General features: G+C 62.1%; 20 protein-coding genes, 1 tRNA gene, 1 pseudogene and 3 riboswitches. Of the genes and pseudogenes, 12 read left to right on the top strand and 10 right to left on the bottom strand.

Translation table 11 applies throughout. The features are described 5' to 3' along the window. Positions 1 to 66: 66 nt before the first annotated feature. The 5 genes from gcvP to PQQ86_RS19185 all read right to left on the bottom strand — a co-directional run bounded on the left by gcvP (position 67) and on the right by PQQ86_RS19185 (position 6,800). A complete protein-coding gene (gene gcvP / locus PQQ86_RS19205; protein WP_408269737.1) occupies positions 67 to 2,997 on the bottom strand; it encodes an aminomethyl-transferring glycine dehydrogenase in 2,931 nt (976 codons plus the stop codon). 94 nt (positions 2,998 to 3,091) lie between these two features. Continuing rightward, positions 3,092 to 3,472: a glycine cleavage system protein GcvH gene (gene gcvH / locus PQQ86_RS19200; protein ID WP_408269734.1), complete on the bottom strand. Its 381-nt coding sequence runs from the start codon at positions 3,470 to 3,472 to the stop codon at positions 3,092 to 3,094. 63 nt (positions 3,473 to 3,535) lie between these two features. After that, positions 3,536 to 4,654 carry a glycine cleavage system aminomethyltransferase GcvT gene (gcvT, locus tag PQQ86_RS19195; protein ID WP_408269731.1) on the bottom strand — a complete coding sequence of 373 codons (1,119 nt, stop codon included), beginning with the start codon at positions 4,652 to 4,654 and terminating at the stop codon, positions 3,536 to 3,538. Between the two features lie 80 nt (positions 4,655 to 4,734). Then, positions 4,735 to 4,894: riboswitch (glycine riboswitch) on the bottom strand. Between the two features lie 34 nt (positions 4,895 to 4,928). Continuing rightward, positions 4,929 to 5,029, bottom strand: a riboswitch (glycine riboswitch). Positions 5,030 to 5,195: 166 nt separating this feature from the next. Continuing rightward, positions 5,196 to 5,549 (bottom strand): hypothetical protein, encoded by a 354-nt coding sequence (locus tag PQQ86_RS19190; protein ID WP_175054049.1) that lies wholly within the window; start codon positions 5,547 to 5,549, stop codon positions 5,196 to 5,198. Positions 5,550 to 5,750: 201 nt separating this feature from the next. Then, positions 5,751 to 6,800, bottom strand: a complete 1,050-nt coding sequence (locus tag PQQ86_RS19185; RefSeq protein WP_408269728.1) for an oxidoreductase — start codon at positions 6,798 to 6,800, stop codon at positions 5,751 to 5,753. A gap of 420 nt (positions 6,801 to 7,220) precedes the next feature. On the opposite strand from PQQ86_RS19185, the gene PQQ86_RS19180 reads away from it, so the two are divergent. Together PQQ86_RS19180 and PQQ86_RS19175 are read left to right on the top strand one after the other, a co-directional pair. After that, a complete protein-coding gene (locus tag PQQ86_RS19180; RefSeq protein WP_408269725.1) occupies positions 7,221 to 9,311 on the top strand; it encodes a UvrD-helicase domain-containing protein in 2,091 nt (696 codons plus the stop codon). 124 nt (positions 9,312 to 9,435) lie between these two features. Next, positions 9,436 to 10,014, top strand: coding sequence for a hypothetical protein (locus PQQ86_RS19175; protein WP_408269722.1), 579 nt, complete (start codon positions 9,436 to 9,438; stop codon positions 10,012 to 10,014). 96 nt (positions 10,015 to 10,110) lie between these two features. Here the strand turns inward: PQQ86_RS19175 and PQQ86_RS19170 are convergent, their stop codons facing one another. Then, positions 10,111 to 11,010, bottom strand: coding sequence for a c-type cytochrome (locus tag PQQ86_RS19170; RefSeq protein WP_408199788.1), 900 nt, complete (start codon positions 11,008 to 11,010; stop codon positions 10,111 to 10,113). A gap of 296 nt (positions 11,011 to 11,306) precedes the next feature. Between PQQ86_RS19170 and PQQ86_RS19165 the strand changes: the two genes are divergently transcribed. Further along, positions 11,307 to 11,382: transfer RNA gene (locus PQQ86_RS19165), tRNA-Arg, on the top strand. Positions 11,383 to 11,564: 182 nt separating this feature from the next. On the opposite strand, the gene PQQ86_RS19160 is transcribed toward PQQ86_RS19165, so the two are convergent. Further along, the gene (locus PQQ86_RS19160) at positions 11,565 to 11,840 is read right to left on the bottom strand and encodes a BrnA antitoxin family protein (RefSeq protein ID WP_408269718.1); all 276 of its coding nucleotides are present in this window, start codon (positions 11,838 to 11,840) and stop codon (positions 11,565 to 11,567) included. Continuing rightward, positions 11,812 to 11,973 (bottom strand): annotated as a pseudogene (locus PQQ86_RS19155) (BrnT family toxin); the annotation flags it as partial. The gene PQQ86_RS19160 and the pseudogene PQQ86_RS19155, both read right to left, overlap by 29 nt. Before the next feature lie 482 nt (positions 11,974 to 12,455). Between PQQ86_RS19155 and PQQ86_RS19150 the strand changes: the two are divergent. Both PQQ86_RS19150 and PQQ86_RS19145 read left to right on the top strand, forming a co-directional pair. Continuing rightward, positions 12,456 to 12,812 (top strand): helix-turn-helix domain-containing protein, encoded by a 357-nt coding sequence (locus PQQ86_RS19150; protein ID WP_408269715.1) that lies wholly within the window; start codon positions 12,456 to 12,458, stop codon positions 12,810 to 12,812. A 95-nt stretch (positions 12,813 to 12,907) separates the two neighbouring features. Next, the gene (locus tag PQQ86_RS19145) at positions 12,908 to 13,210 is read left to right on the top strand and encodes a hypothetical protein (protein ID WP_408199806.1); all 303 of its coding nucleotides are present in this window, start codon (positions 12,908 to 12,910) and stop codon (positions 13,208 to 13,210) included. A gap of 43 nt (positions 13,211 to 13,253) precedes the next feature. Here PQQ86_RS19145 and PQQ86_RS19140 read toward each other — a convergent pair whose 3' ends face one another. Then, the gene (locus tag PQQ86_RS19140; protein WP_408269712.1) at positions 13,254 to 14,273 is read right to left on the bottom strand and encodes an NADP-dependent oxidoreductase; all 1,020 of its coding nucleotides are present in this window, start codon (positions 14,271 to 14,273) and stop codon (positions 13,254 to 13,256) included. A gap of 160 nt (positions 14,274 to 14,433) precedes the next feature. Next, positions 14,434 to 14,605, top strand: a riboswitch (yybP-ykoY riboswitch). Positions 14,606 to 14,705: 100 nt separating this feature from the next. On the opposite strand from PQQ86_RS19140, the gene PQQ86_RS19135 reads away from it, so the two are divergent. Continuing rightward, the gene (locus tag PQQ86_RS19135; RefSeq protein ID WP_408269709.1) at positions 14,706 to 15,716 is read left to right on the top strand and encodes a sodium:calcium antiporter; all 1,011 of its coding nucleotides are present in this window, start codon (positions 14,706 to 14,708) and stop codon (positions 15,714 to 15,716) included. A 69-nt stretch (positions 15,717 to 15,785) separates the two neighbouring features. Here the strand turns inward: PQQ86_RS19135 and PQQ86_RS19130 are convergent, their stop codons facing one another. Beyond that, complete coding sequence (locus PQQ86_RS19130; RefSeq protein ID WP_408269706.1) at positions 15,786 to 16,844, bottom strand: HAD family hydrolase; 1,059 nt, start codon at positions 16,842 to 16,844, stop codon at positions 15,786 to 15,788. Between the two features lie 626 nt (positions 16,845 to 17,470). Between PQQ86_RS19130 and PQQ86_RS19125 the strand changes: the two genes are divergently transcribed. The 6 genes from PQQ86_RS19125 (at position 17,471) to PQQ86_RS19100 (ending at position 25,627) form a co-directional block, all read left to right on the top strand. Next, on the top strand, positions 17,471 to 18,265 hold the full coding sequence (locus tag PQQ86_RS19125) for a hypothetical protein (protein WP_408269703.1): 795 nt from the start codon (positions 17,471 to 17,473) through the stop codon (positions 18,263 to 18,265). Between the two features lie 24 nt (positions 18,266 to 18,289). After that, the gene (locus tag PQQ86_RS19120) at positions 18,290 to 19,705 is read left to right on the top strand and encodes a DUF1254 domain-containing protein (protein ID WP_408269698.1); all 1,416 of its coding nucleotides are present in this window, start codon (positions 18,290 to 18,292) and stop codon (positions 19,703 to 19,705) included. A gap of 28 nt (positions 19,706 to 19,733) precedes the next feature. Next, positions 19,734 to 21,221 carry a DUF1254 domain-containing protein gene (locus tag PQQ86_RS19115; RefSeq protein ID WP_408269694.1) on the top strand — a complete coding sequence of 496 codons (1,488 nt, stop codon included), beginning with the start codon at positions 19,734 to 19,736 and terminating at the stop codon, positions 21,219 to 21,221. 101 nt (positions 21,222 to 21,322) lie between these two features. Further along, positions 21,323 to 22,294, top strand: a complete 972-nt coding sequence (locus tag PQQ86_RS19110; RefSeq protein WP_408269691.1) for a SphA family protein — start codon at positions 21,323 to 21,325, stop codon at positions 22,292 to 22,294. A gap of 15 nt (positions 22,295 to 22,309) precedes the next feature. Further along, the gene (locus tag PQQ86_RS19105) at positions 22,310 to 23,491 is read left to right on the top strand and encodes a BamA/TamA family outer membrane protein (RefSeq protein ID WP_408269688.1); all 1,182 of its coding nucleotides are present in this window, start codon (positions 22,310 to 22,312) and stop codon (positions 23,489 to 23,491) included. Positions 23,492 to 23,644: 153 nt separating this feature from the next. Further along, on the top strand, positions 23,645 to 25,627 hold the full coding sequence (locus PQQ86_RS19100; protein WP_408269684.1) for an alkyl/aryl-sulfatase: 1,983 nt from the start codon (positions 23,645 to 23,647) through the stop codon (positions 25,625 to 25,627). The last annotated feature ends 198 nt before the right edge of the window (positions 25,628 to 25,825 follow it).

The following is a 25,825-nucleotide window of genomic DNA, read 5'->3' as shown; positions in this document are numbered from 1 at the left end:
CACAAGCGACAGAACCGCGCAACGCCTGCTTACAACCTTCAGGCGATGCGCGATTTACGGCCTCGCTTACTCGTAGTCGGCGATCGGCACGCAGGAGCAGAACAGATTGCGGTCGCCATACACGTTGTCCGCACGGCCGACCGGCGGCCAGTACTTCCTGGCGATCAGCGTGGGCAGCGGATACGCTGCGGTTTCGCGCGCATACGCGTGCTTCCAGTCGTCCGCGATGACTACCGCCGCCGTATGCGGCGCGTGCCTGAGCGGATTGTCTTCGCGGTCCGAGCGGCCGTCTTCTACAGCCCGGATTTCCTCGCGGATCGCGATCATCGCTTCGATGAAGCGGTCGAGTTCTTCCTTCGATTCCGATTCGGTCGGCTCGACCATCAGCGTGCCCGGCACCGGGAAGCTCATGGTCGGTGCGTGGAAGCCGTAGTCAGCGAGGCGCTTGGCGACGTCGTCGACGGAGATGCCGCTGGTTTCCTTGAGCGGGCGCAGATCGAGAATGCATTCGTGCGCGACCAGTCCGCCCGGGCCCGAGTACAGCACCGGGTAATGCGGCGCGAGTTTGTTCGCGACGTAGTTCGCGTTGAGGATCGCGGTTTCGGTGGCAGCCGTGAGGTTCTTCGCGCCCATCATCGCGATGTACATCCACGAAATCGGCAGGATCGAAGCGGAACCGTACGGCGCGCCCGACACAGCGCCGATACCGTTCGGCGCACGCTCGTAGCCCGACGAAATCTGATTCGGCAGGAATTGCGCGAGATGCGCGCCGACCGCGACCGGACCGACGCCCGGTCCGCCGCCGCCGTGCGGAATACAGAAGGTCTTGTGCAAATTCAGGTGCGAGACGTCGCCGCCGAACTGACCCGGCGCACAGAGGCCGACCATGGCGTTCATGTTCGCGCCGTCCACATAAACCTGGCCGCCGTGCGCATGTACGATCTCGCAGATTTCGCGGACGTTTGATTCGAACACGCCGTGCGTCGACGGATACGTAATCATGATTGCCGCGAGCTTGTCGGCGTGCTGCTCGGCCTTCTTTTTCAGGTCTTCGATATCGACGTTGCCTTGCGCGTCGCAAGCCACGACGACCACCTGCATGCCGGCCATCTGCGCCGATGCCGGGTTCGTACCGTGCGCCGAAGCGGGAATCAGGCAGACATTGCGGTGGCCTTCGCCGCGCGATGCGTGGTACGCGTGAATGATCAGGAGACCCGCGTATTCACCTTGCGAGCCGGCATTCGGCTGCAGCGACACCGCTGCGTAGCCGGTGGCCGCGACCAGCATCTGTTCAAGCTGATCGATCATTTCGCGGTAGCCGACCGTTTGCTCAGCCGGTGCAAACGGGTGAATCTGACCGAATTCGGGCCACGTGACCGGCAGCATTTCAGAGGTCGCGTTCAGCTTCATCGTGCAGGAGCCGAGCGGGATCATCGAGCGGTCGAGTGCGAGGTCCTTGTCCGACAGGCTGCGCAGGTAGCGCAGCATCTCCGTTTCAGAATGGTGACGGTTGAACACATGGTGCGTGAGGTACGCGCTGGTGCGCTCGAGCGCGGCGGGTACCGTGTTCTCTGCGGGGAGTTCTGCGTCGAGGGTGTCGATTTGCGGGACTTCGTCGACAAATGCCGCTTGTGCGAAAGCTGCGAGCAGATCGGCCAGATCGCTGCGCGTGGTGGTTTCGTCGATCGAGATGCCGACGCGCGTGTCGCTCACGCGGCGCAGGTTGATGCGCCGCGCCGTCGCCGCGTCATGCAGCGCCTGCGTGCGTGCGCCGGTTTCGAACGTGAGTGTGTCGAAGAACGTGTCGTTGACGAGCGTGTAACCGAGCTTCTTCGCGCCGGCTGCGAGCAATGCAGCAATGCGGTTCACGCGCAGCGCGATCGTCTTCAGACCGTGCGGGCCGTGATAGACGGCGTACATGCTTGCCATGATCGCGAGCAGCGCTTGCGCGGTACACACGTTCGAGGTGGCCTTCTCGCGGCGGATATGTTGTTCGCGCGTTTGCAGCGCGAGACGCAGTGCCGGATTGCCTTGCGCATCGACAGTCACGCCGACGAGGCGGCCCGGCATCTGACGCTTGAATTCGTCGCGCACGGCGAGGTAGGCCGCGTGCGGGCCGCCGAAACCAACCGGCACGCCGAAACGCTGCGTGTTGCCGACGGCCACGTCCGCGCCCCATTCACCCGGCGGCGTCAAAACGGTCAGCGCGAGCAGATCGGCAGCGACCACCACGTGGCCGCCTGCTGCGTGGATGGCTTCAGCGAGTGCGCGGTAGTCGCGCACGTCGCCGTTCACGCCCGGGTATTGCAGCAGCACGCCGAACGCATTCGCGTTCGCGGCGTCCGCAGCCGGCCCCACTTTCACTTCGATGCCAACCGGCGTGGCGCGCGTCTTCACCACTTCGATGGTTTGCGGCAGCACGTCGTCGGCGACGTAAAACACGTTCGACTTCGGCTTGCCGACGCGTTGCAGCAGCGTCATCGCTTCGGCGGCGGCGGTGGCTTCGTCGAGCAGCGAGGCGTTCGAGATCGCCAGACCCGTCAGGTCGACGATCATTTGCTGGAAGTTCAGCAGCGCTTCCAGACGGCCCTGCGAGATTTCCGGCTGATACGGCGTGTATGCGGTGTACCACGCCGGATTTTCGAGCACGTTACGCAGGATCACCGTCGGTGTATGCGCGTTGTAATAGCCCTGCCCGATGTACGAGCGGAACACCTGGTTCTTGTCCGCCAGCTCACGCAGCGCGGCGAGCGCTTCGGCTTCGCTCTTCGGGTGGGCGAAGGGGCCGAGCGGCAGCGTTTCGGTGCGGCGGATCGTCTTCGGAATGACCGCGTCGATCAACGCGGCGCGCGACGCGAAGCCGAGGGCTTCGAGCATCGCTTGCTGGTCGGCCGAATCCGGGCCGATGTGCCGTTCGGCGAAGGCGTCATGCACTTCGAGCGCGGCGAGCGAGAGAGGAGTGCGGTTCATCAGACGATCCGGGTGTTCGAGCTTCATGAGGTGTTCCTGGCGGTGCGGGCGTCCGTTCGACTGTCGAATCGGACGCGCCGCGCCTGTCGGGTTTAAACGTAATGGTGCAACTTGCGGTGAATCAGGCGCCGACGGCCTTGGCGTACGCGTCCGCGTCGATCAGGCGATCCTGCGATGCGTCCGCGGCCGGCTTGATCTTGAAGAGCCAGTTCTCGTACGGCGCGCTGTTGACGCCATCCGGCGTGTCGGTGACGGCGGGGTTCGCTTCGATGATTTCGCCCGAGACCGGCGCATAGATATCGGAAGCGGCTTTCACCGACTCGATCACGGCGACGGTGTCGCCAGCGTTGACGCTCTTGCCCAGTTCCTGGACTTCGAAGAAGACGATGTCGCCGAGCGCTTCCTGCGCGTGGTCGGTGATGCCGACCGTCAGCGTGCCGTCCGCTTCGGTGCGGACCCACTCGTGCGATTCGGTATATTTCAGATCGGCCGGGATGCTCATCGGATGCTCCTATGCGGTGTTATTCGGTATGAACTTAAAAAGTGAGACGCACGCGACGGCTGCTTAAACTGCGAGCACTTTGCCGTTGCGTACGAACGGCAGTTTTACCACGCTTGCGGGTACGTTTTTGTCACGAATCTGGACATGAACGGTGTCGCCCGGCTGCACGCCTTTCGGCACGCGCGCGAAGGCGATCGATTCCTGCATCGTGGGTGAAAACGTGCCGCTGGTGATTTCGCCTTCGCCTTGCGGCGTGACGACTTTCTGGTGAGCACGCAGCACGCCTGCCGCCCTGCCGTTTTCCTTCAGCAGGATCAGACCGACGAACGCGGACTGTGACCCCTCGGCTTCAAGCTTGCCCTTGCCGATAAATTCGCGGGGCGAGGTCAGATCGACGGTCCAGGCGAGGCCGGCGTCCAGCGGCGAGACGTTGTCGTCCATATCCTGGCCGTACAGGTTCATGCCGGCTTCGAGACGCAGCGTGTCGCGCGCGCCGAGACCCGCGGGGCGCACGCCTTGGCGCACCAACGCGTCCCAGAATTCGCAGACGGAGGTTGCGGGCAGAACTATTTCGAAGCCGTCTTCGCCGGTGTACCCGGTGCGCGCAATCATCAATTCGCCAAACGGCGTGTTGTCGACGATCGCGGCGTTAAACGGCTTAAGGAGTTCGGTCGAGGTGCGGCTGGACGGCGCGACTTGCCAGACCTTATCGCGGGCGTTCGGGCCCTGCACGGCGACGATCGCCAGATCGCGGCGCGGCGTGATGGTCAGGCCGTAGCTGCCTTCGGTGTTGAGCTTGCTGAACCAGTCGACGTCTTTCTCCGCGGTGCCGGCGTTGACGACCAGGCGGAAGTGCGTCTCGCTGAAGTAATAGACGATCAGATCGTCGATCACGCCGCCGTTCGGGTTCAGCAAACAGGAGTAGAGCGCGCGGCCCGGCGTTTGCAGCTTGGCGACGTTATTGGCCAGCGCGTGTTCGAAGAAGGCGCGCACGCGCTCGCCGGTGAAATCGACGACGCACATATGCGAGACGTCGAACATGCCGGCGTCGGTGCGCACGGCGCGGTGTTCGTCGATCTGCGAGCCGTAGTTGACGGGCATGTCCCAGCCGCCGAAATCGACCATGCGGGCGTTGAGCGCACGATGGGTGGCGTTGAGCGGGGTGTGTTTGAGTTCGGTCATGGGGCCTCAGGCGTCTCGCGAAACAAAAAAGGCCATGCGGCGCTACGCCTCGCGGCTGATGCCTGCGAGCGATTGCGCTGCATGACCCCTCTGTCCTCGATACCTGAGAGATTGCGCTGCCGGGCGATCGTGAAGCCGTGATCGCTACGGTGAAACGCGCGCCCCTTCGGTGGGCAGCTTGCCAGAATCTGCTCGACTAAACGATGCAGACGGCTACTGCCGCTCTCCAGAGTGCGAAAAACCGGTGCCTTGATGTTGCCTGGGCGCGGGTTCTTCGACGCAGTCGGTCCTTTTGCCTGAGAGTTTGCGGGTGTGCCCCTTCGGCGGCGCGGCCTGCGATTTTCTGCGGCCAGCACGCTCTCCCGACGCGTGCGGCGAATGTACGCGAGGGCCGGGGGCTTGTCAAATAAAGGCCCGCAAGGGGTATGGGGGTTGGCGCTGCGGGTTCGCGAATGTCAAAAAAAGCGCGGGACGTGATGCCCGCGCTTCTTTGCTTCGGTGCCTGAAACGGCGCGATTGACCGACGCGCTTAAGCGCCGATTTATTCGCCGATGGCGTGTGCCGCGTTGTCCAGTTCCTGGTTCAGCACGCGCTGTTCGTCGCCGGACAGGCCGCCGCCGTGTTGCGCCGCCATGTCGTGCGCTTCCTGGCGGATCACGTCCAGACGGTGGTGCAACGCACCGCCTTGCGGGGGCGGGTAGTAGCCTTGGTTGACGCGAGCGTCGATGCGGCGGCTCAGGTTGTCGATACGGCCATTGACCTGGTTGAAGCGCTGATCCGCAATTTGTTGCGGGTTAGGGCGCGGCGCCGGCGCGGGTTGCTGAGGAGCCACCACGCAGGCGGCGAGGGAACTGAGTAATGCGCATGCTGCTAGTGCGCGGACGATACGGGGCATGGACACTCCGGGAAGTCGTTGTCGTTTTGTGGTGCTACTGGGGTAGCAACGGATTGCCGGGGATTCACGCTGACCGCGGAGGCGGGGTTATTTGTAACGTTATGTTCCTTTCGGGCTTGTCAGGCTTTCTGCCAATGGCGGCGGCATGGTTCGCATGCTGCCGCCAATGGCGCAGAAAGCGCCTCGTAGCGCAGAGGAAAGTTAGCGAATACGTTCAAACGGCAGCCGGACGCCTTCCTCCGAGCTCCGCGCCGCAAGCTCGATGATCGTCATGACGTCGACCGCGTCCTGAGCGCTGACGGGAAATTTCGCGCCGTTCTGAATGGTATCCGCCAAGGCGATATAAAAGCCGACGTATTCCCCGTTGCGCGTAGGTACCTGCCGCTCGACTTCCTGATCGCCTTCGAGCACACGCAACACGCCGGGCGCATTGCCGACGCCGAACCCGTCATCGCCAGGCCGCAAGCCGGCTTTCAACTGATCTTCCTGCGTATCGAGCCCGTATTTCACGTAGCTCCCCTTCGTGCCGTGAATCGTAAACCTCGGCGCGACGTGCGCAGTCAACGCGCTGGCATGCAACACCACTTCGAACTCACCGTACCCCAGCTGAATATGGACGTAGTCCGGTGCACTGGCTTGATCGCGATGCGTCCGAACCGTGGCGGACACAGTCTGCGGTGCCCCGAACAGCGCCAGCGCCTGATCGATCAGGTGCGGTCCAAGATCGAATAGCAAACCGCCGCCGCGCGAAGCGTCCTCGCGCCAACGCGGCCGAACCTCCGGCCGGAAACGGTCGAAATGCGATTCGTATTGCGTGATGCGCCCCAATTCTCTGCTGGCAAGCAGATCCCGCACGGTCAGAAAATCACCGTCCCAGCGGCGGTTATGAAAGGGGACGAACCGCTTGCTGCGAGCCAGTGCAATGTTGGCGAGCGTGTGGGCGTCGGCGGCGGTGAGCGTGACCGGTTTGTCGACCACCACGTGCTTGCCCGCTTCCAGCGCGCGGCGCGCCAGGTCGAAGTGCGTGTCGTTGGGCGTCGCGATGACGACGCAGTCGATTTCGTCGAGCGCCAGCAGGGCGTCGAGATCGGCCACCACCTTTGCGTGCGGGTAATCGGCCAGCGCGTGCTCGGGCTGGCTCGTCGCGATGGCTGCGATGCTGGCTCGCCCGCAGTGCTCGATCACCGGCGCATGAAAGGTCGCGCCAGCAAAACCGTAACCCATCAATCCAATCTTCAGCGATGCGGACATGCGTGTCTTCCTGCAAAAACGGCGCGCCGCTTTGCCACCGCGGCGACGGCGCGCAACAGCGTAATTGTGGCATGTCCCGAAGGCGGACTGTCAGCATCGTCGCAGGCGTTTGTCGGCGGCGCCTGTTTGGCGGCGCTCGGACGGCAGTTGCGGCCACGACCGGGGCAACCGCGTTTTTGTCGTCGGGCGAGCCGCCCTTGCGGCCCCCTTTCCTGGCCGTCCGACAGCGGCGTCTGTCACGGCATCCGCTTCGGGCATCCGTGTTAACATCGCTCCTCTCGCGCGGATCGTAGCGTGCCGGAACGCCCCTCAGACTGAGGCACGCGCGCCAGCCGCCCGCCCCGTGCAGCATGCCCCCGGGCCTTCGGTCTCGCGATTCCGCACCCAAGCGCCCTCAACCGCATTACCCATCCACTGACGATGTCCGCAGGCCTGAACCCCGCTCAAAATGAAGCGGTCCGTTATCTTGACGGTCCGTGTCTCGTGCTCGCCGGCGCAGGCAGCGGCAAGACGCGCGTGATCACGCAGAAAATCGCCCACCTGATCGAGGCCAAAGGCTTCGAGCCGCGCCACATCGCCGCCGTCACGTTCACGAACAAGGCCGCGTTGGAAATGCGCGAGCGCGTGGGCAAGCTGCTCGAAGGCAAGACGCTCACGACGCCCGGCAAGGAAGGCCGCAAAGTGCCCGTCAACCAGTTGACGGTCTGCACCTTCCACTCGCTCGGCGTGCAGATTCTGCGGCAGGAAGCGGAACACGTCGGTTTGAAGCCGCAGTTCTCGATCATGGATTCGGACGACTGCTTCGGCATGATCCAGGAGCAGGTCGGCTCGACGGACAAGGGCTTCATCCGCAAGATCCAGTCGATCATCTCGCTGTGGAAGAACGGCATGATCATGCCCGAGCAGGCGATCGCGATCGCCGCGACCGAGGACGAACATCAGGCCGCGATCGTCTACCGCAATTACGTGGCGACGCTGCATGCGTATCAGGCGGTTGATTTCGACGACCTGATCCGTCTGCCTGCCGAACTCTTCGAGAAGAACGAGCAGGTGCGCGACCGCTGGCAGAACAAGCTGCGCTATCTGCTGATCGACGAGTATCAGGACACCAATGCGTGCCAGTACGAACTGGTGAAACTGCTGGCCGGCAAGCGCGCGGCGTTCACGGCGGTCGGCGACGACGATCAGGCAATCTATGGCTGGCGCGGCGCGACGCTCGAAAATCTCGGGCAGCTCAGCAAGGATTTTCCGAAGCTGCATCTGATCAAACTCGAGCAGAACTATCGTTCGACGGTGCGCATTCTGACCGCCGCGAACAACGTGATCGCGAACAACCCGAAGCTGTTCGAAAAGAAGCTCTGGTCCGAACACGGCATGGGCGACACGATTACTGTCACACCTTGCAACGACGAAGAGCACGAGGCCGAATCCGTGGTGTTCCGCCTGTCCGCGCACAAGTTCGAGCGGCGCACGAATTTCCGCGACTACGCGATCCTGTACCGCGGCAACTTTCAGGCGCGTATCTTCGAACAGGTGCTGCGTCGTGAGCGGATCCCGTATGTGCTGTCGGGCGGCCAGTCCTTCTTCGACAAAGCCGAGATCAAGGATATCTGCGCGTATCTGCGCCTGATCGCCAACGCGAACGACGATCCGGCGTTCATCCGCGCGATCACTACGCCGCGCCGCGGCGTCGGCAATACGACGCTCGAAGCGCTCGGCTCGTTTGCGGGCCAGGCGAAGGTGTCGTTGTTCGAAGCGGTGTATATGGGCGGCATTGAGGCACGCCTGTCGCCGCGTCAGATCGAACCGATGCGCGTGTTCTGCGACTTCATGCAGCGTCTCACCGATCGCGCCGAGAAGGATGCCGCCGGGACCTTGCTCGACGAACTGATGGACGCGATTCACTACGAAGCCTATCTGTACGACGCGTTCGACGAACGTCAGGCGCAGTCCAAGTGGCAGAACGTCCTCGAGTTCATGGAATGGTTGAAGCGCAAGGGCACCAAGGCTGAACCCGAAGGTTCGGAGAAGAGCGAGGCAACCGGCTACGACACCGCCGACGGCTTCGGCGACACGGGTAAGAGTCTGCTCGGCCTGATCCAGACCGTCGCGCTGATGTCGATGCTCGAAGGTCGCGAGGAAGATCCTGACGCAGTGCGGCTTTCGACGGTGCATGCGTCGAAGGGGCTGGAGTATCCGCACGTGTTTCTGGTGGGCGTCGAAGAAGGCATCATGCCGCACCGTGGCGGCCCGGACGACGAGCCGATCGACGACGCGCGCATCGAGGAAGAGCGTCGTCTGATGTACGTCGCGATTACGCGGGCACAGCGCAGCCTGCATCTGAACTGGTGCAAGAAGCGCAAGCGTGCGCGCGAAACCGTGGTGTGCGAGCCGTCGCGCTTCATCCCCGAGATGCTGCTCGACGACGCCCCGCCGCCGACGGCCGAAGAAGCGCCGATGTCGCCGAAAGACCGGCTTGCGAGTTTGAAGGCGCTGTTGCAGAAGCCTTGAGCGTGGGAGTGAATGCAAGACCCCGTGCGCGGCAGGTGCATCGGTGGTTTTTCGACGTACGCGCGCTACAGTGACACGGCCCGTTAATCGGATATCGATCGGGCGTCAATCGGAGACCGCTTGCATGCCCACACTCCCGCTCGCGCACTATCGCCGCGCGCTCGAAACCTACATCGACGCGAAAGACAACACGCGCGCTAATCGCATCGCCGAGGCCTTCGCGCCGGACGCGGTCCTCACCATTTCGCTCGCTACGTCGAATATCGCGTTTCCGGCGCGCACAGTCGGTACGGGTGCGATCGCGAAAACGCTCGTCACCGACTTCGGCGCGCAGTACGCGCAGTGCCGTACGTACTACGTATGCGATTCGCTCGCGGTGGAGAACGATACGATCGAGGTGTTGCCCTGGCTGGTGGTGATGCGCGAACCGGCAACCGGCGCATTGCGCGTCGGCCACGGGGTGTATCGGTGGACTTTCGACGCGGCGCCGGCCGTCACGGGATTCCATATCCACATCGCACGCATGGACGTCGTGCCCGACGCCGACGGCAAATTGCTCGAAGCGTTACAAGATGGGCTGAGCTATCCGTGGCTCGTCCCTGCCGATTTGCACACGCATTTGACGTCGATGGCTCGTAGCACGCCGGCGTTGGCATTTGTCGAGGTGTTCAGCCGTCCCGCGGTTGCATCGGCAGGCGCCTGACCCGACAGCGCGTAAAGCGCATTTCGCATAAAAAATCCCTGCCCGTGTCGCCACGGTACAGGGATTTGTTGTTCTGCGACAACCGCCGGAATAGCCTTATTTCGCCGCGCTGACCATGTAGTCGACGGCTGCCTTCACGTCCGCGTCGGAGGCAGTCGAGCCACCCTTGGGCGGCATCGCGCCCTTGCCGTGCAGTGCGTAGTTGTAGACCGTGTCCATCGGTTCTTTCAGACGCGGCGCCCATGCGTCCTTGTCGCCGAACTTCGGTGCGTTCAGCACGCCGGCCGCGTGACAGGCCTGGCAAACCTGCTGATACAGCGCCTTACCGGCTTGCGAGGCGTCTGCGCTTTGTGCCCCGCCCGCTGCTGGCGCAGCCGCTTGCGGCACGCTTGCCATGGCCGCCATCGCGGCAGCGGCTTGTGCGGCGCCAGCGTCCGAAGCACCCGCCGGCGCGGCGGCGGCAGCGCCAGACGCGGCGGCTGCCGCACCCGCTGCTGGTTGCGCCGGTTCAGGGAAGCTCGCGCCGGAATTGTTCGCCATGTAAGCCACCGCACGGGCGATTTCGAAGTCGCTGTAGTCGTCCGGGCTGGTGCCGCCACGCGCGGGCATCGCGCCCTTGCCGGCGAGCGCCGTGTGCCACAGCGTGTCGAAGCCCTGCGCGATGCGTGGCGCCCAGTCGGCGGTATTGGTGAATTTCGGCGCACCTGCCGCACCCGACGCATGACACGCGGAGCAAACGGCCTTATAGACCTCTTCTCCGGTCTTGTAGACGCGCGGCGCATTGGCGTCGCGAATGTCGACTTGCGCGAGCGGCTTGATGCGCGCGCTGACCTCGGCGTCGGAAAGACTGTCTGTGCCGGCGCCGGTGCGCGTCGAATTATCGACGTAGATCACTAGCAGAACGATGATGACGATCGGTACCGCAAAACTGGCAATGATCGCGGCGATGAGCTGCCCGGGGGTTTTGATTGGGGCTCCGTGTGGTGCTTCGCTCATGCTTGTCTCGTCTCCGTGGGTATGTGAGCGGTACAGCGTGACGGCAACTTCTTGTTCTTTAATCAGGCACGGACGATTATAGACGCAACGTTTCGGCGGCGGCGAGAGCCGCGGCGAGGTGTTCAGCAGGCGTTTACCCGCATCGCGGGGTGCGGGTGGCGGCGCCTGGATGGCGGACAGGAGGCGTCCAATCCCGCCATATAGGCCGTCCGGTGGACGGTTTGGCCGAAACCGGGTATCCTTTCGGTCTCGCTTTGGCGTCGCTCCTGTTCAGGTTGCCGCGCTTTCGTGTTGAAGCGCCCGTAGCTCAATGGATAGAGTACTGCCCTCCGAAGGCAGGGGTTGCTGGTTCGATCCCAGCCGGGCGCACCAATAGCCGTAAGGCTTTCAGCGGTTTCTCTGCTTCGTCGTCTTCTCCCAGTACAGTGAAAATATAGTTAGCCGGCGGTCGTCCGTAGGTCGGCGACCCGTGTGTGCGGCTGAACCCAGCGTACCAGGTGATCGGCCGATAGGTGCGCGCCAGCGTTTCTCTTCCTCCCAACTCCTTTAGCACCTCATGCGTGGTGTGTCTTGAGCCAATCGCGCAGTGCGTCGTTCATGCGCGTTTGCCAGCCTTCGCCGCTTGCTCTGAAACGCTCGACTATCTCAGCGTCGTATCGAATCGTTACCGCGACTTTCGGGTGCGCGAGCTTTGGCCGGCCGCCGCGCGGCTTCAACAGTGCGAACTGTTCATCGGTCGGCTCGAACGTGTCAGGGTCGGCCGCGATGCCGCGAGCAATCGCAGCTTCTTCTTCGGGCGTGTTACGGATCGATTTGGGTTGCTTTTTCATAGCGGTCTATCTCCCGGTTGTTCGCCTTGCGCAGACTGATAACCCGAAAGGTTTCGCCGCGCTGCGTGAACACGACGCAATAGAGACGGGCGTCGATCACGGCATAGCCTATTTCGCGCAACTCGCAGTAATGCCTGCGGTCGTCGGGTGCGCATCATGTGGACGACCAATCGATCGCGACGATGGACAGAGATGCGCCGTGCTTCTGCTCGTTGGCGTTGCTCTTGGTTTGGTCGCGAGTCGTTTTCATATGGTTTTGTGGTTACAAAAACTAAGGGCTACAACAGGTTTTTGTAACCACGTTTACTTGCCTGACTTGCGAAAGTGGTTTCGGTGTCGGTCGCTCCTCGGGGCGTCGCGTGTTTCCAGTTCGAGCGCGGTCGTATACCTATTGGCCGACTTGCGGGTACTGATCCTGACAGGAGCCAACCGTAGCGTTTCCAGTTCGTCCTGCGGGATGTGCGGCATGAGTCCATCCTCCGGCTAAAAACCCATCAAGAGGGTTTTTATTAGAAATAACTCTATTTTAGAGTACTCCATTATGAGGTAAATCAACCTATTAAATAATAAATCAGAGTTATAATCATGACTGGACTTTCACCGCCGAACTTAGCCATGAACCCGAAGGACGAACAGTTTTTCAAGGCGCTGGGCGCGCGTATCGCCTGCGCTCGTAAGGCCCACGAGCTCACCCAGCAGCAACTCGCCGAGCGGCTTGGTATTGCCCAGCAGACCCTCGCTCACTACGAAGGTGGGCGGCTGCGGCTGCCTGCCTCACTGCTACCGGAGTTGACCAGAACGCTTGGACTTTCATCCGATGAACTGCTGGGGCAGAACGTCACCCCAGACGGCAAACGCGGTCCGTCCTCTAAGCTGCAACAGCAGATCGAGGCGATCAGCCGGCTACCGAAGGCGCGGCAACGCTTCGTGTCCGAGATGCTTGATACGGTGCTGGCACAGAGCCAGCAGTAAGGAAGGAGATTTGATGTAGTAGAAGAAGCGCGGGCCGCATGGGCGGCAACCCATACGGCCCGCTGACCACCACCAACTCACCGAAGGAGTTGACTATGGCTGATGCCAATCTTAAACCACGTCGCGCACGCGACGAACACGTCACGCGCATTTCCGTTGCGCTTGAAGCAGACCGCACGCACGAACACCACGGGCGTACTGCCTTTCCCTGGATGCAGGTTACCGATGCCATGCTCGAACACGCCGGCTTCCTGCCCGGACATCAGGTCCTGTTCACCATCGACTACCGACTCGGACAGATCACCATTACCCCGGACTATGACTACAGGGTCGCCGGCAGGTACATGACCGCGCCAGAGACCGGGGCGATGCTGCAAAGACGCAGCAAACGGAAATAAACAATCCACAAACGACAACCCCGGCCAGCGCCGGGGTTGTCGCTCACACTCTGACCAGCAGCTTCCCGAGGTTCTTGCCTTCGAACAGGCTATTCAACGCATTCGGCAACGCGTCAAACCCATCGACATACGTCTCCTGATAAACGATCTCCCCGTTCTTCACCCACGGCGCGACGGTCTGCAGCATCTCATCCATCCGATGCATAAAATCACGCGCCAGAATGCCCTGGATCGTCGCGCGCTGAAACAGCATGTGCTGCAGGAAGCGCGGCGCGAGGTCCGGCGTGTCGAGACCGCCGTCGTACTGAGCGATCGCGCCGCAGATCACGATTCGCGCGCGGCGCTTGATGAGCGGGATCACCGCATCGGTGACCATGCCGCCCACGTTGTCGAAATAGACGTCGACGCCGCCGGTCGCCGCCTGCAGCGCCGACTGCAAGCCTTCAAGTGTGGGATGCGCCCGGTAGTCGACCGCGCCGTCGAGCTTCAGCGTGTCGGTCAGAAACGCGCACTTGTCCGGGCCGCCGGCGATTCCGATGACGCGGCACCCGGCACGCTTGCCGAACTGCGCGACCAGCGAGCCGACCGCGCCCGCCGCACCGGACACGACCAGCGTGTCGCCCGGACGCGGCTTGCCCGCTTCCATCAAACCGAACCACGCCGTGCGTCCCGGCATGCCGAGCACGCCGAGCGCGGTTGAAACCGGCGCCGCGTCAGGGTTCAGTTTGGTCAGCTCGCTGTGATGGCACTTGGCGTACAACTGCCAGCCGCTATAGGCCGACACCCAGTCGCCCTGCTTGAAAAGCGGGCTCGCCGACGCCACGACTTCACCCACCACGCCCGCCCGCTGGACGATCCCGAGCGGATGCGGCACGTCGTAAGTATTGCGTTCATGCTGCTGGATCCGAATGTACGGATCGACACTGACGATACGCGCCCGGATCAACACTTCGTTCGATGACAAATTGTCGTCGAGCTCGCTTTCGCGCAACTCGTAATGCTCGTCGCCAACTCGTCCTTCCGGACGCTTGACGTAAAACCACTGGCGATTCTGGTAGTTCATGTGAGGCTCACTGCTGTCGTAGACGGTGAGTGATCTTACCAGTGGGGCGATCACGCGCTCGGCCGCCTGACGTCGCATCGCCTGACGGGCGCGGTGAAACCGGAAGGCGGCGCATGCGCCAGATCCCAAGCTTGTTGAAAGCCGCCCATCCCGTTAGAATCCCCCGGTCATTGGGGAGTAGCCTTCCTTCATCCTTTGAAGGAGAGCGCGTCAACATACTTGGCCTGCGGGCCATGGCGCGTTCGACCGGGTCGGTTTGGCGAGACCATTGGCGCACTGCTTCGTTCTGGTCGGACGGGTTGCGGTGCGTCATTGGTTCGTTGCTTACGTCCGACCGCGGAGTTGCCCTGTGAAACATCGTTGTGCCCTGCCAGTCTCCCCACTTACCCGTCCGTTGTGCCGCTTCCCTTTTGCATTTGCAGGGAGCCACGCATGACCGGTCTCCTGTTCGAACTCGCCGTCATGCTGGTCGTCATTCTGGTGGCGGCCGAGCTCTTTACCAACGCACTCGAACATCTCGGCGAGCGTCTGAAAATTTCCGAGGGCGTGACGGGTTCGCTATTCGCGGCGGTCGGTACCGCGTTGCCCGAAACCCTCGTTCCGCTGCTTGCGATTGCGGGCGGCACGACCGATAGCGCGGTCAATCAGGAGATCGGTGTCGGCGCGATTCTCGGCGCGCCGCTCATGCTCTCTACCCTCTCCACCTTCCTGATGACGCTGGCGATTCTCGGTTCGCGCGGCGCCGGCGGCTGGGTCACGCCGGAACTCACGGGTTTTACACGCGATCTGAACTACTTCCTGTGCGCTTTTGTGCTGGCGGCCGCAGCGATGTACGTGCCGCATGAACAGATGATCGTGCGGGGGCTGTTCAGCGCAGCGCTGGTCGGTGTGTACATCACATATGTGGTGATGACGTTCCGTGCGTCGAACAAACTGGTCGACGCTGGTCACGGCACCGAAGCGCCGGGCAGGATGCTGCTGTCGCGTCTTGGCTTGCCCACCAATCTCGCGACCATCGCGGCGCAACTGGTGCTAGCGGTTGTGTTGCTGGTGTGGGGCGCGGAAGGCTTCATCCACGGTGTGCGGGGCGTGTCGCAGGTGCTCGGCGTCTCGCCGCTGCTGCTGTCGCTGCTGATCATTCCGATCGCCACCGAGTTGCCGGAGAAGGTCAACAGCATCCTGTGGATTCGCCGAGGCAAGGACACACTGGCATTCGGCAACATCACCGGCGCGATGGTGTTCCAAGGCACGCTGCTGCCCGCTATCGGGATTCTGCTGACGCCGTGGACGCCGCGTATCGAAGTGGTGACCGGCATCGTGATCACGCTCGCAGCCGCCGCATGGTTGCGGATCAACGTGCGCGAGCGTGGCGTGTCGGTGTGGGCGCTGCTGGTGTGCGGCGTGCTCTACACCACTTATCTGGCGATCACGCTTAGCCGCTGAACGAGTGATGAAAGGCCGGGAAGGCCGCGGTAAAGGTCGTCGAAGCGCGGCCTTCCCGACAAACCGCCCTTAACTGGACGGTGCCGCAGCCGTTGCCGTGCTATCCGGCTTGAACACCGTCTTCCAGTCATCCTTCATATCGATGACGAGCCAGCCTTTCGTGCCGGCTTCGTCCAGACCCTTGTCGAGCTTGCCGTTTTTCGCCGTGCGGTCGTACGCATACTCTCGTTCACCGTCGGTGTGGTGCAGCAGCGCCGCGAGGCGCGGACCGTCGCCGGCCGAGGTCCATTCGAGCATCGGCACATCGCCGTCCGCATTGCCGAACGCGATCACCGGACGCCGGCCGATCACGCGGTCAATGGCGAGTGGTTTAGCCGCGCCGTCGACGAGCGTGTCGACTTGCGCAAGCCGGGTCAACGCGACGGCGCTGTTCGTCTGGCTGTACTTGTATTTGACGGTGCTACCGATCACCTGCTCGGGCGGAATGCCATAGACGCGCTGCGCGATGTCACGGACGAACTCGACATCGCTGCCGGTCACCAGATAGGTCCTGAAGCCGTTGGCGCGCAGATAGGCGAGCAACTCGAGCATCGGCTGATACGCGAGGTCAGAGTACGGGCGATTGAAGCGCGGGTCGCTCGCGGAGTCGAACCATTCGTGCACGAGCGCGGCGAATTGATCGCCGGTCATGCCGGCATGCGCCGCCGCTAGCAGCCTCATCGAGCCGGCGTCGCCGCTCGCCGCGATACTCTTCAGATTGCCTTTCAGAATCGAGCGGAACGGTTCCTGCCGTTTCCATTCCGGATGCCGCCCGGCCACCGTCTTCACCCGTTGCAGCGCGAACACCAGTTGCACCGAGGCGGGTTGCTCCGGCCACAACGTGCCGTCGTTGTCGAACACGGCGATCCGGTCGGCACGCGGGATGAAATCTTTCGACTCTGGCGTGGTGACCAGCGTGACGAAATCGACGATCGAGCGTTTGGTCGCAGAATCGTTCCACGATGCGAGGGTTGCGGCGGTCGACGCCTCGGCCGGCGAATCGCTCGCGTCGTGGTGCGGCGTAACGGTGCAAGCGGAAAGAGCCACAACGGTTAAAGCAATGCAGTACCGGTGCATCGTGCGAATCATGAAGGCCTCATCAAAAGCGGTGGATCGAATCTAAAGCGAGCGCCAGTCTAATGGGGCGCACTGAATGTTGCAGCCCATTCTGTTGCTTTTTTTGAGCGGTGGCGCCAATGACGGTAGTTTGTAATGGCATATGACGCTGTGTGATTTTTTATGAATCAGACGAACAAATGCTCTCAGCGATAGCAAAAAATATGCAATGCGAATGGCTATAAAAATCTAATTCGGGCGGAATTCGCCGACCTTTCGTTTGTGTTACAAATTTATCTCTGTAATCTGCTGAAACGTTTGCTACCATTCCGCCACGGTGTCCCCCGTTGTGAACTTTTTACCTCCCGCATGCTTCGTTTGGTGCAGCGTCTCTTTAATCTGAAAGGAGCGTCCATGCAAGCCCTATATCCGGCCATACAGCCTTTCCAGCTGGTTCGAGAGACTTAGCGCGACTTAATCGCGCGGCCTCATCTGCTTTGCATATTTCCCCGGCTGTGCGTGACTGCCGGGTGGGTAGACTCACGCCCGCGATTAGTTCGATTTAATTCGAAAATGCGTATGCTATTTCTTTTGCTTTATTTGCATTGAGCAAGGGAATGCGTTCGCCCATAAAAAATGCCCATAAACGAGGTGCAGGAATGGGTTGTAGATTTGTGGGTTGGTCGACAGCGTTTTACGCCGCCTCGGTGTTGTTGTCGCCGGCGTTCGCTCAGGCCTCGGCCGACGAAGCCAATAAAAGTAATAACCCGCTTAACCTGGCAGCTTCGTTCAACATCCAGAATTACTACACGCCAAGCGTGTTCGGCGCGAGCGCGCATACCAACGATCTGCTCTTGCGCCCCACCGTGCCGATCGGCCCGAACAGCCTGATCGGCGTGCCGGAAATTTTCCGGGCCACGCTACCGGTCAGCACGCGTCCCGATCCGAGCGGTGGCTACAACACCGGCCTCGGTGACCTGAATCTATTCGACATCTTCCTGCTCTCCCAAGGCGACGTGCAGGTCGGCGTCGGCCCGCTCGTGACGATGCCGACCGCCACTGACCCGAGCCTCGGCACCGGCAAGTGGCAGGCCGGTCTTGCCGCAGTCGCCGTTAGCGCGACGAAGGCGCGGCTCCTCGGCGCACTGGTGCAGTGGCAACACTCGTTCGCCGGGCAAAGCAGCCGGCCCACTACCCAATCGCTCACCGCGCAGCCGTTCGGCATCTTCAACCTGCCGGGTGGCTGGTATATCCGTTCGACCGGCACCTGGACTTTCGACCTGCAGCACGGCAGCTATTACATCCCGGTAGGCCTTGGCGCCGGCAAGGCGTGGAAAGGCGGCTCGACCATCTACAACGCGTTCATCGAACCGCAGTACTCCGTTGCCCATTCCGGCGCGGGGGTGCCGAAGTTCACGATCTTCGCGGGCTTGAATATGACGTTCGGCAAATAGACCAGAACCTGAGAGAAAACAGATATGACACTGCTCAAATGTCTGCAAATCGGCGCAGTCGTTGCCGGACTGTCGCTGACGATGTTGCCGGCCACGCAAGCCGCCGCCCAGGCCGCCGCTTCGTCTGCGACCGTCACGGCCTCCCCGGCCGAAGCACGCGCGATCGCCAAAGACGCGTTCCTCTACGCGTATCCGATGCTGTTCAACTACAAGACGCTCTATGAGCAGGCGATCGATTCCAGCTCGAAGTCTTACGTGGGCGGCTTCGGCAAGTTCCGCAACTACTCGCATCCGTACGGTCCAGAGAACAAGGACATCGTCACGCCGAACAACGACACGCCGTACTCGTGGGCATGGCTCGATCTGCGTCGCGAGCCGTGGGTGCTGACGGTGCCCGCAGTGCCGAAAGAGCGCTACTACGTCTTCCAGTGGATCGACCTGTACACCTACAACTTCGCGTACGTCGGTTCGCGCGCCACAGGCAACGGCGCGGGCCACTATCTGTTCGCCGGCCCGAACTGGCACGGCGATACGCCCAAGGGCATCGACAAGGTGTTCCGCTCCGAGACGGACCTGATCCTGACGCTCGGCCGCACGGCGCTCAACGGCGCGAGCGACGTCAAAAACGTCGAGGCGATCCAGAAGCAATACAAGCTCACACCGCTGTCCGCCTTCGAACATACGGCTGCCCCGCCACCCGTCGCGAAGCTTGATTTTCCGAAGTGGGATGAAGTGAAGGCGACCTCGGTCGACTTCATTGCCTATCTGAACTTCATGCTGCAGTTCACGCAGCCGCCGGCACCGTCCGAGCAGGAATTGATGACGCGCTTCGCGAAGATCGGCATTGCGCCAGGCGCGTCGTTCGATCCGGCCGCCTTGCCGCCGGAAACACGCGCCGCGCTTGAAGCAGGTGTCGCCGACGGCAAAGCCGCATTGGCCGATGCGGAAAAACACACCACCGGCTCGTTCAGCCTGTTCGGCAGCCGCGCGGATCTGAAGGACGACTACACCACCCGCGCAGTCGCGGCGGCGATGGGGATTTACGGCAACACCAAGGAAGAAGCGGTGTACGTCGGCACGCGCGTGAACGGCGAACACGCGCAACTGCTCGGCTCGCAGCCGTACGTGTTGCACTTCGACAAGAAGGACCTGCCGCCCGCCAAATTCTTCTGGTCGATGACGCTGTACGACTTGCCTGCGCGCCATCTGGTCGCGAATCCGATCAACCGTTACTCGATCGGCGATCGCACCAGGGGGCTGAAATACGGCGCCGACGGCTCGCTGGATATCTACGTGCAGAACACGTCGCCGGGTGCGGACAAGACATCGAACTGGCTGCCGGCGCCGGGCGGTGCGTACGACCTCGTCATGCGGATCTACGGGCCGGACCAGAGCGTGCTGGACGGCGCCTGGAAATTTCCTGAGCTGCAAAAGCGCTAAGCCGCGCATGGCCGAACCTGAGGACAATATGAACAAGAAAACCGCGACATGGGTCACGGCCGCCGTCCTGGCGTCGGTCGCCGCGCCCATTCTGGCGAAGACGCAGCAGGACCAGCCTGCCCATGCGACGGCCACGATGGCGTCCGTGCCGGGCCCGGTGGCCGGCTACGCGATCTCTGAAGAATACGCACGACTGGTGGCGCGCCAGACTTACTTCTGGGCGTGGCCGATGGCGAACGTCTACGGCCGCCTGCTGGCGATGAAGCAGGTCCCGCAGCCGGGTTTGAACGGCGGCATTGTGCCGGTCGCGCCGCCCAATCATCTGTCGATGCTGCGCGACTACATTCAGCCGCAGGAGCGATTTGTCGCGTGTCCGAATCAGGACGTGGTCTACGGCTCATCGATCCTTGATCTGAACCAGACGCCGGTGGTCGTGCAGGTGCCCGACTTCGGCAAACGCTTCTGGGTCTATCAGGCCGTCGATCTGCGTACCGACGGTTTCGCGAGTCTCGGCAAGATGTACGGCACACGTCCGGGCTTCTATCTCTTGGCGGGCCCTGACTGGCACGGCCAGGTGCCGAAAGGCATCCGCCAGGTGTTCCGCTCTTCTACCGGAGTCGGCAGTTTCATTCCGCGCGTTTTCATGGATGACACGCCTGAAGATCGCGCGGCCGTACAGTCGGTGCTTGCGAAGGTTGGCCTGTATCCGCTCGCCGACTACGACGGCAAGGTCAAGGAGACTGACTGGTCGAAGTTGCCGAGCTTCGGTCAGGCTGGTGGTGCGACGGGTGGCAACGCCGAAGAGATCAAGTGGGTCGATCCAAACCGTTTCTGGGACATGCTGCCCACCGTGCTCGACGAGACCCCGCCGCAACGCGGCGAAGAGGCGCTCTATGCGCAGGCGCGCGCACTGATCGCGGCGGCGCAGAAAAATCCGGCGATCAAAGCCGCGATTGTCGACGAAGGGGGCAAGGCCGAAGCGGATCTGGTCACGCCGCTGTTTAACTTCAACACCTTTGGCAGGCGGCTGCCGGCCAACTGGAACACCATCAGCAACGGCGCCGCGTTCGGCACGGACTACTTCACGCGCACGGCGGTGGCGAAGTCGAACATCTTCGTCAACAAGCCTAACGAGACCAAGTATTTCTACGCCGATGCCGACGCATCCGGTCAGCGTCTCGATGGCAACGCACGCTACACGGTGACGTTTGCCAAGGATCAGCTGCCGCCGGTCAAAGGGTTCTGGTCGCTCACGTTGTACAACTCGCATCACTTCTTCTCGCCGAATCCGCAGAACCGCTACTCGCTCGGCACCAAGAACAAGGACCTGAAGTTCAATGCAGACGGCTCGTTGACGCTCTACGTGCAGAACACGAGCCCCGGCGACGACAAGGTCTCCAACTGGCTGCCGGCTCCGGCCAATGAAGCGTTCTCGTTGTACGTACGCGCCTATTGGCCGCAGCAACCGGCGCTCGACGGCAGCTGGACGCCGCCGCCGGTTGTGCGTGAACCGTAAGAAAACACGCCGATGTGCACGCGTGCGGCCTGCCGCCGCGGTTTGTCAAAACCTTGTTCCGCAAACTGGAAGTGCGGAAAGTTAATTTCATGAGGATGACTATGAGCCGCACAAACCGTTTGTCCGCAAGCCGGTCACTCGCCAGGTTGTGCACGGGTGCGCTTCTTACCACTGCCGGCGTGGGTCTTTCGCAGCAAGCGTGGGCTACTGAAGGTGGCATCGGCAGGCCGATCACTGGCATGCAGGTCACGCCGTACGCAGGCGTCGTGCCGCCCACGGACGACTGGATCGTTTCGGCCGCCACGATCTATTACGAAGGCTCGCTCGGCGCAAGCAAGACGATTCCGATCGCCGGCCAGATCACGGCGGGCGTCGACGTCACGGCTGTGTACACCATCCTCAACGCGGTCAAGACGTGGGGCATTACGCTGGGCGGCTGGAACTTTGCGTCGTCGTTCGGGGTGCCGATCCAGTACACCAACATCTCGTCGTTTCACGGCCGTCTGCCGAATGATCACGGCACGCAGTTCGCCGATCTCTTCTTCACGCCAGTGGTGGCGGGCTATCACCTGACCAAGACCGATCACATCGCGTTCAGCGTGCAGATTTACGCGCCGACCGGCGCTTACAGCACGAGTCGGCTCGCCAATGCCGGACAGAACACGTGGACCTTCACGCCGACTGTCTCCTACACGAAGCTGTTCCCGAAAGAAGAGATCGAGCTTTCGCTGAACTACGGCGTCGGCTTCTACACGCCGAACAACGATACCCACTATCACAACGCACCGGTTAGCGTGCTCGACCTGCTCGCGCTCAAGCGCTTCGGCAGCGGCTGGGGCGTGGGTGTAGTGGGTGGCTATATCCAGCAGCTCGGTCATGACAGCGGTGGAATAGCCGATGTCACCGGCGGCAACCAAGGGCATTCGGTGGGTATCGGCCCGATGGTCACGTGGTCGGGCAAGGTCCAGAAAACGCCGGTGTCGGCATCGCTGCGTTGGGTCAATGAATTTAACGTCAGCAACCGGCCGAAGGGGAATGCGGTGGAACTGTCGATCAGCGCCACCTTCAAGTAACGGGGCATCCATCTGGTGATCCGCCGCTCTTCGTGTGTGCCGTTTCCCTTCGATGCCGCTCCGCTCACCGAGTTCGAGGCGCCCCGCAAACGGGCGCTGCGCGCCGCGGCGGTCGTCGCGGCGTTGCTGCTCGTGTCGGCCCACGGTCGCGCGGCGTCGAAATTCACCGATCCCGAAGACGGTGCTTTCGACTTGAGCAATCTGCTACTGACGCATAGTGGCGTCTTGCCTGTGCCGACGCTGATCACCGAGCCAGCGGTCGGCTACGGGCTGGGCCTCGGCCTGCTCTATTTCTCGCTGCCGAAGAAAAGCGCCGACGCGCCCGACGACTCCAAAGCGCCGCCGAACATCACCGGCGTTGCCGGCTTCGCGACCGGCACACATAGCTGGGGCGCGGGACTAATGCATTTCCACACATGGGACGACGACCACATCCGCTATCTCGGCGTGATCGGCAAGGTCGGGCTGCACCTGAACTACTACGGCATCCAGAATCAGCCGCGCGCCTATCAGCTCGATGGTATCGCGCTCGTGCAGCAGGTCTTGTTCAGGCTCGGCAATAGCCACTGGTATATCGGCCCGCGCTACACCTTCTTCGACGCGAGTACGCGCTTCGGTCCGATCATTCCGGAAGGGATTCGCCAGTTCGAGAAAGATCAGCGCGTCGCCAAGGGTGGCGTGGTGGTCGATTACGACACGCGCGACAACATCTTCTATCCATCGAGTGGCACCTATGCGGAGCTTGAAGCGGACCTCGCGCGCGGCGGCCTCGGCAGTTCCACCTCCTTTCAGGAGCAGACGGCACGCGGCTACCAGTGGATTCCGCTGTCGAAGAGCTGGGTGCTCGGCCTGCGTGCCGACACCGGCTTCTCGCAGGGAAACATTCCGTTTTTCGCGCAGCCGTATGTGTCGCTGCGCGGTGTGTCCGATGCGAAGTTCCAGGACAACAACCAGCTCACCGCGGAAGCCGAAATCCGCTGGAACGTCACGCCGCGCTGGTCGGTGCTCGGCTTCGGCGGTGTCGGCAAAGCCTATGGCCATCTGCATTCGTTTTCGGATGCGCCCACCGCGTTCGGCTTCGGCACAGGGTTTCGCTATCTGATTGCTCGCAAGCTCGGCGTGACGATGGGGATCGACGTCGCGCACGGGCCGGGGCAGAACGCGTTTTACGTGCAGGTGGGCAGCGCCTGGCGCTGACCCGAACGATCGGCGTTGCCCGATCGAGGTTCGCAAAGGAGACGGCTTATCGGTCCGGCATCCGTTGGTCCGCCGGGTTGAAACAGGCCGCAATTCAAAGCTGTTTGGTTCGGCATGTATTTGCCGATGTCTTGTTGATTCGAGGAAATGACGATGGAAAAACAAAAACGCTATCAGCGGCTCACCGCTGTCACAGTCGCTGTCGCTACGCTTTGCATGTCGCACGCAGCCTTCTCGCAAACCGCCGCGCCTAATAAGGACGCAACGGCCCTCACGAAGCAGGAGAACGCCGAGGTCTACAAGCAACTTCCGTTCGACGACAAGCAGGACTTCGAAGATGCGCAGCGCGGTTTCATCGCGACGATCCCGAACGGCGTCATCAAGACCGACGACGGCGGCACCAGCTGGGATCTGAACAAGTACAAATTCCTGCAAGGCCAGGCGCCCGATACGGTTAATCCGAGCTTGTGGCGCAACGCGCAGCTCAACATGTTCAACGGCCTCTTCAAGGTCACCGATCACGTCTACCAGGTGCGCGGCCTCGATCTGGCGAACATGACGATCGTCGAGGGCGACAACGGCATCATCATCATCGACGTGCTGGTCACCCGGGAAGCCGCGCGCGCCGCGCTCGACCTGTACTACCAGCATCGCCCGAAAAAGCCCGTGTTGGCCGTGATCTATACGCACAGCCACGCGGACCACTACGGTGGCGTGAAGGGCGTGGTCGATGAAGCGGACGTGAAGAGCGGCAAAGTGAAGATCATCGCGCCGGAAGGTTTCCTCGCCGAAGCCGTCAGTGAAAACGTGTTTGCCGGCAATGCCATGGGCCGCCGCACCCTCTATCAATATGGTGCGTTCCTGCCGCCCAGCCCGCGCGGCCAGGTCGATGCGGGCCTTGGCAAGACTACCTCGTTCGGTACGCTCGGTCTGATTGCGCCGACCGACACGATCAGCAAGACGGGGGAGACACGCACCATCGGTGGCGTGCAGTTCGAATTCCAGATGGCGCCGGGCACGGAAGCGCCGTCGGAAATGCTGATCTACATGCCGCAGTTCAAACTGCTCGATACCGCCGAAGACACCACGCACACGCTGCACAACCTGTACACGCTGCGCGGCGCGCAGGTGCGCGATGCGGCGAACTGGTGGAAGGTGCTGAACGAAGCAATCGTGCGTTACGGCGACAGGACCGACGTCGTGATCTCGCAGCATCAGTGGCCGACATGGGGGCAGGACCGGGCAGTCAGCTATATCGCCGGCACGCGCGACATGTTCAAGTACATCCACGATCAGTCGCTGCGCCTCGCGAACGAGGGCTACACGATGACCGAGATCGGCGAGCAGATCCAGGTGCCGGACTCCGTCGGCAAGAAGTGGTACAACCGCGGCTACTACGGCTCGGTGAATCACGATTCGAAGGCTGTGTACCAGCGTTATCTCGGCTGGTACGACTCGAATCCGGCGAACCTGCACCCGTTGCCGCCGGAAGAAGAGTCGAAGGAGTTCGTGCGCTATATGGGCGGCGCGGATGCGGTGATGGCGAAGGCGAAGCAGGACTTCGACAAGGGTAACTACCGCTGGGTCGCGACTGCGATGAACAAGGTGGTGTTCGCCGATCCGCAGAACAAGGCGGCGCGCAATCTCGAAGCGGACGCGCTGGAGCAGCTCGGCTACCAGACCGAAAACCCGACGTGGCGTAACGAATACCTGATGGGCGCATACGAACTGCGCAACGGCGTGCCGAAGGTACCGGGCGTGAACACCGTGACGCCGGATGCGGTGGCGGCGATGAACCCGTCCTTGCTGCTGGACTACATGGGCATCCGCCTGAACGGTCCGAAGGCGAACGGCAAGCATACGACGATCAACTGGGATCTCGGCAACGGCGAAAAGTACGCAATTGAGTTGCGCAATTCGGTGCTGATCTACACGCCGAACGCGACGCTGCCGAATGCGGACGCCACGCTGACCATGAGCAAGGACGAGTTCGCATCGTTGCTGATGGGCGGCCAGACGCTCGATAAGGAAACGCAGTCGGGTAAGGCCAAGGTGGCCGGCGATTCGCAGAAGGTGACTGAACTGTTCAGCATGCTTGACAGCTTCAACCCGATGTTCAACATTGTGACGCCGTAACAGGCATACGCGCGAGGGGGCGGTCAGCAGGCGACCGGGACCTCGCGCACGGCAGCGACCCGTAAATCGTGGTTATGCATCGAAGTGGTCGTTAAATGCGGCCCTAATCGACGAAGCGCGCTGTTGTGCTCGCCGATATGCTGTTCATGACCATCGTCGCCATTCGCGATCTTAATATTTTGAGGCGTGACCGGCGAC

The organism is Paraburkholderia sediminicola, assembly GCF_046026675.1.
In the GTDB taxonomy this organism is placed as follows: Bacteria; Pseudomonadota; Gammaproteobacteria; order Burkholderiales; family Burkholderiaceae; genus Paraburkholderia; species Paraburkholderia sediminicola_F.
The sequence above is the reverse complement of the archived record's forward strand: the minus strand, read 5'-3'. Positions and strand labels throughout refer to the sequence as shown.

Bases quoted from the DNA above. Each gene is read 5' to 3' on its own strand.
- PQQ86_RS19130 (WP_408269706.1), bottom strand. From the start codon at position 16,844: ATGATTCGCACGATGCACCGGTACTGCATTGCTTTAACCGTTGTGGCT.
- PQQ86_RS19135 (WP_408269709.1), top strand. From the start codon at position 14,706: ATGACCGGTCTCCTGTTCGAACTCGCCGTCATGCTGGTCGTCATTCTG.
- PQQ86_RS19110 (WP_408269691.1), top strand. From the start codon at position 21,323: ATGAGCCGCACAAACCGTTTGTCCGCAAGCCGGTCACTCGCCAGGTTG.
- PQQ86_RS19160 (WP_408269718.1), bottom strand. From the start codon at position 11,840: ATGAAAAAGCAACCCAAATCGATCCGTAACACGCCCGAAGAAGAAGCT.
- PQQ86_RS19115 (WP_408269694.1), top strand. From the start codon at position 19,734: ATGAACAAGAAAACCGCGACATGGGTCACGGCCGCCGTCCTGGCGTCG.
- PQQ86_RS19120 (WP_408269698.1), top strand. From the start codon at position 18,290: ATGACACTGCTCAAATGTCTGCAAATCGGCGCAGTCGTTGCCGGACTG.
- PQQ86_RS19140 (WP_408269712.1), bottom strand. From the start codon at position 14,273: ATGAACTACCAGAATCGCCAGTGGTTTTACGTCAAGCGTCCGGAAGGA.
- gcvT (WP_408269731.1), bottom strand. From the start codon at position 4,654: ATGACCGAACTCAAACACACCCCGCTCAACGCCACCCATCGTGCGCTC.
- PQQ86_RS19150 (WP_408269715.1), top strand. From the start codon at position 12,456: ATGAACCCGAAGGACGAACAGTTTTTCAAGGCGCTGGGCGCGCGTATC.
- PQQ86_RS19190 (WP_175054049.1), bottom strand. From the start codon at position 5,549: ATGCCCCGTATCGTCCGCGCACTAGCAGCATGCGCATTACTCAGTTCC.
- PQQ86_RS19125 (WP_408269703.1), top strand. From the start codon at position 17,471: ATGGGTTGTAGATTTGTGGGTTGGTCGACAGCGTTTTACGCCGCCTCG.
- PQQ86_RS19175 (WP_408269722.1), top strand. From the start codon at position 9,436: ATGCCCACACTCCCGCTCGCGCACTATCGCCGCGCGCTCGAAACCTAC.
- PQQ86_RS19145 (WP_408199806.1), top strand. From the start codon at position 12,908: ATGGCTGATGCCAATCTTAAACCACGTCGCGCACGCGACGAACACGTC.
- PQQ86_RS19170 (WP_408199788.1), bottom strand. From the start codon at position 11,010: ATGAGCGAAGCACCACACGGAGCCCCAATCAAAACCCCCGGGCAGCTC.
- PQQ86_RS19100 (WP_408269684.1), top strand. From the start codon at position 23,645: ATGGAAAAACAAAAACGCTATCAGCGGCTCACCGCTGTCACAGTCGCT.
- gcvH (WP_408269734.1), bottom strand. From the start codon at position 3,472: ATGAGCATCCCGGCCGATCTGAAATATACCGAATCGCACGAGTGGGTC.
- PQQ86_RS19180 (WP_408269725.1), top strand. From the start codon at position 7,221: ATGTCCGCAGGCCTGAACCCCGCTCAAAATGAAGCGGTCCGTTATCTT.
- PQQ86_RS19185 (WP_408269728.1), bottom strand. From the start codon at position 6,800: ATGTCCGCATCGCTGAAGATTGGATTGATGGGTTACGGTTTTGCTGGC.
- gcvP (WP_408269737.1), bottom strand. From the start codon at position 2,997: ATGAAGCTCGAACACCCGGATCGTCTGATGAACCGCACTCCTCTCTCG.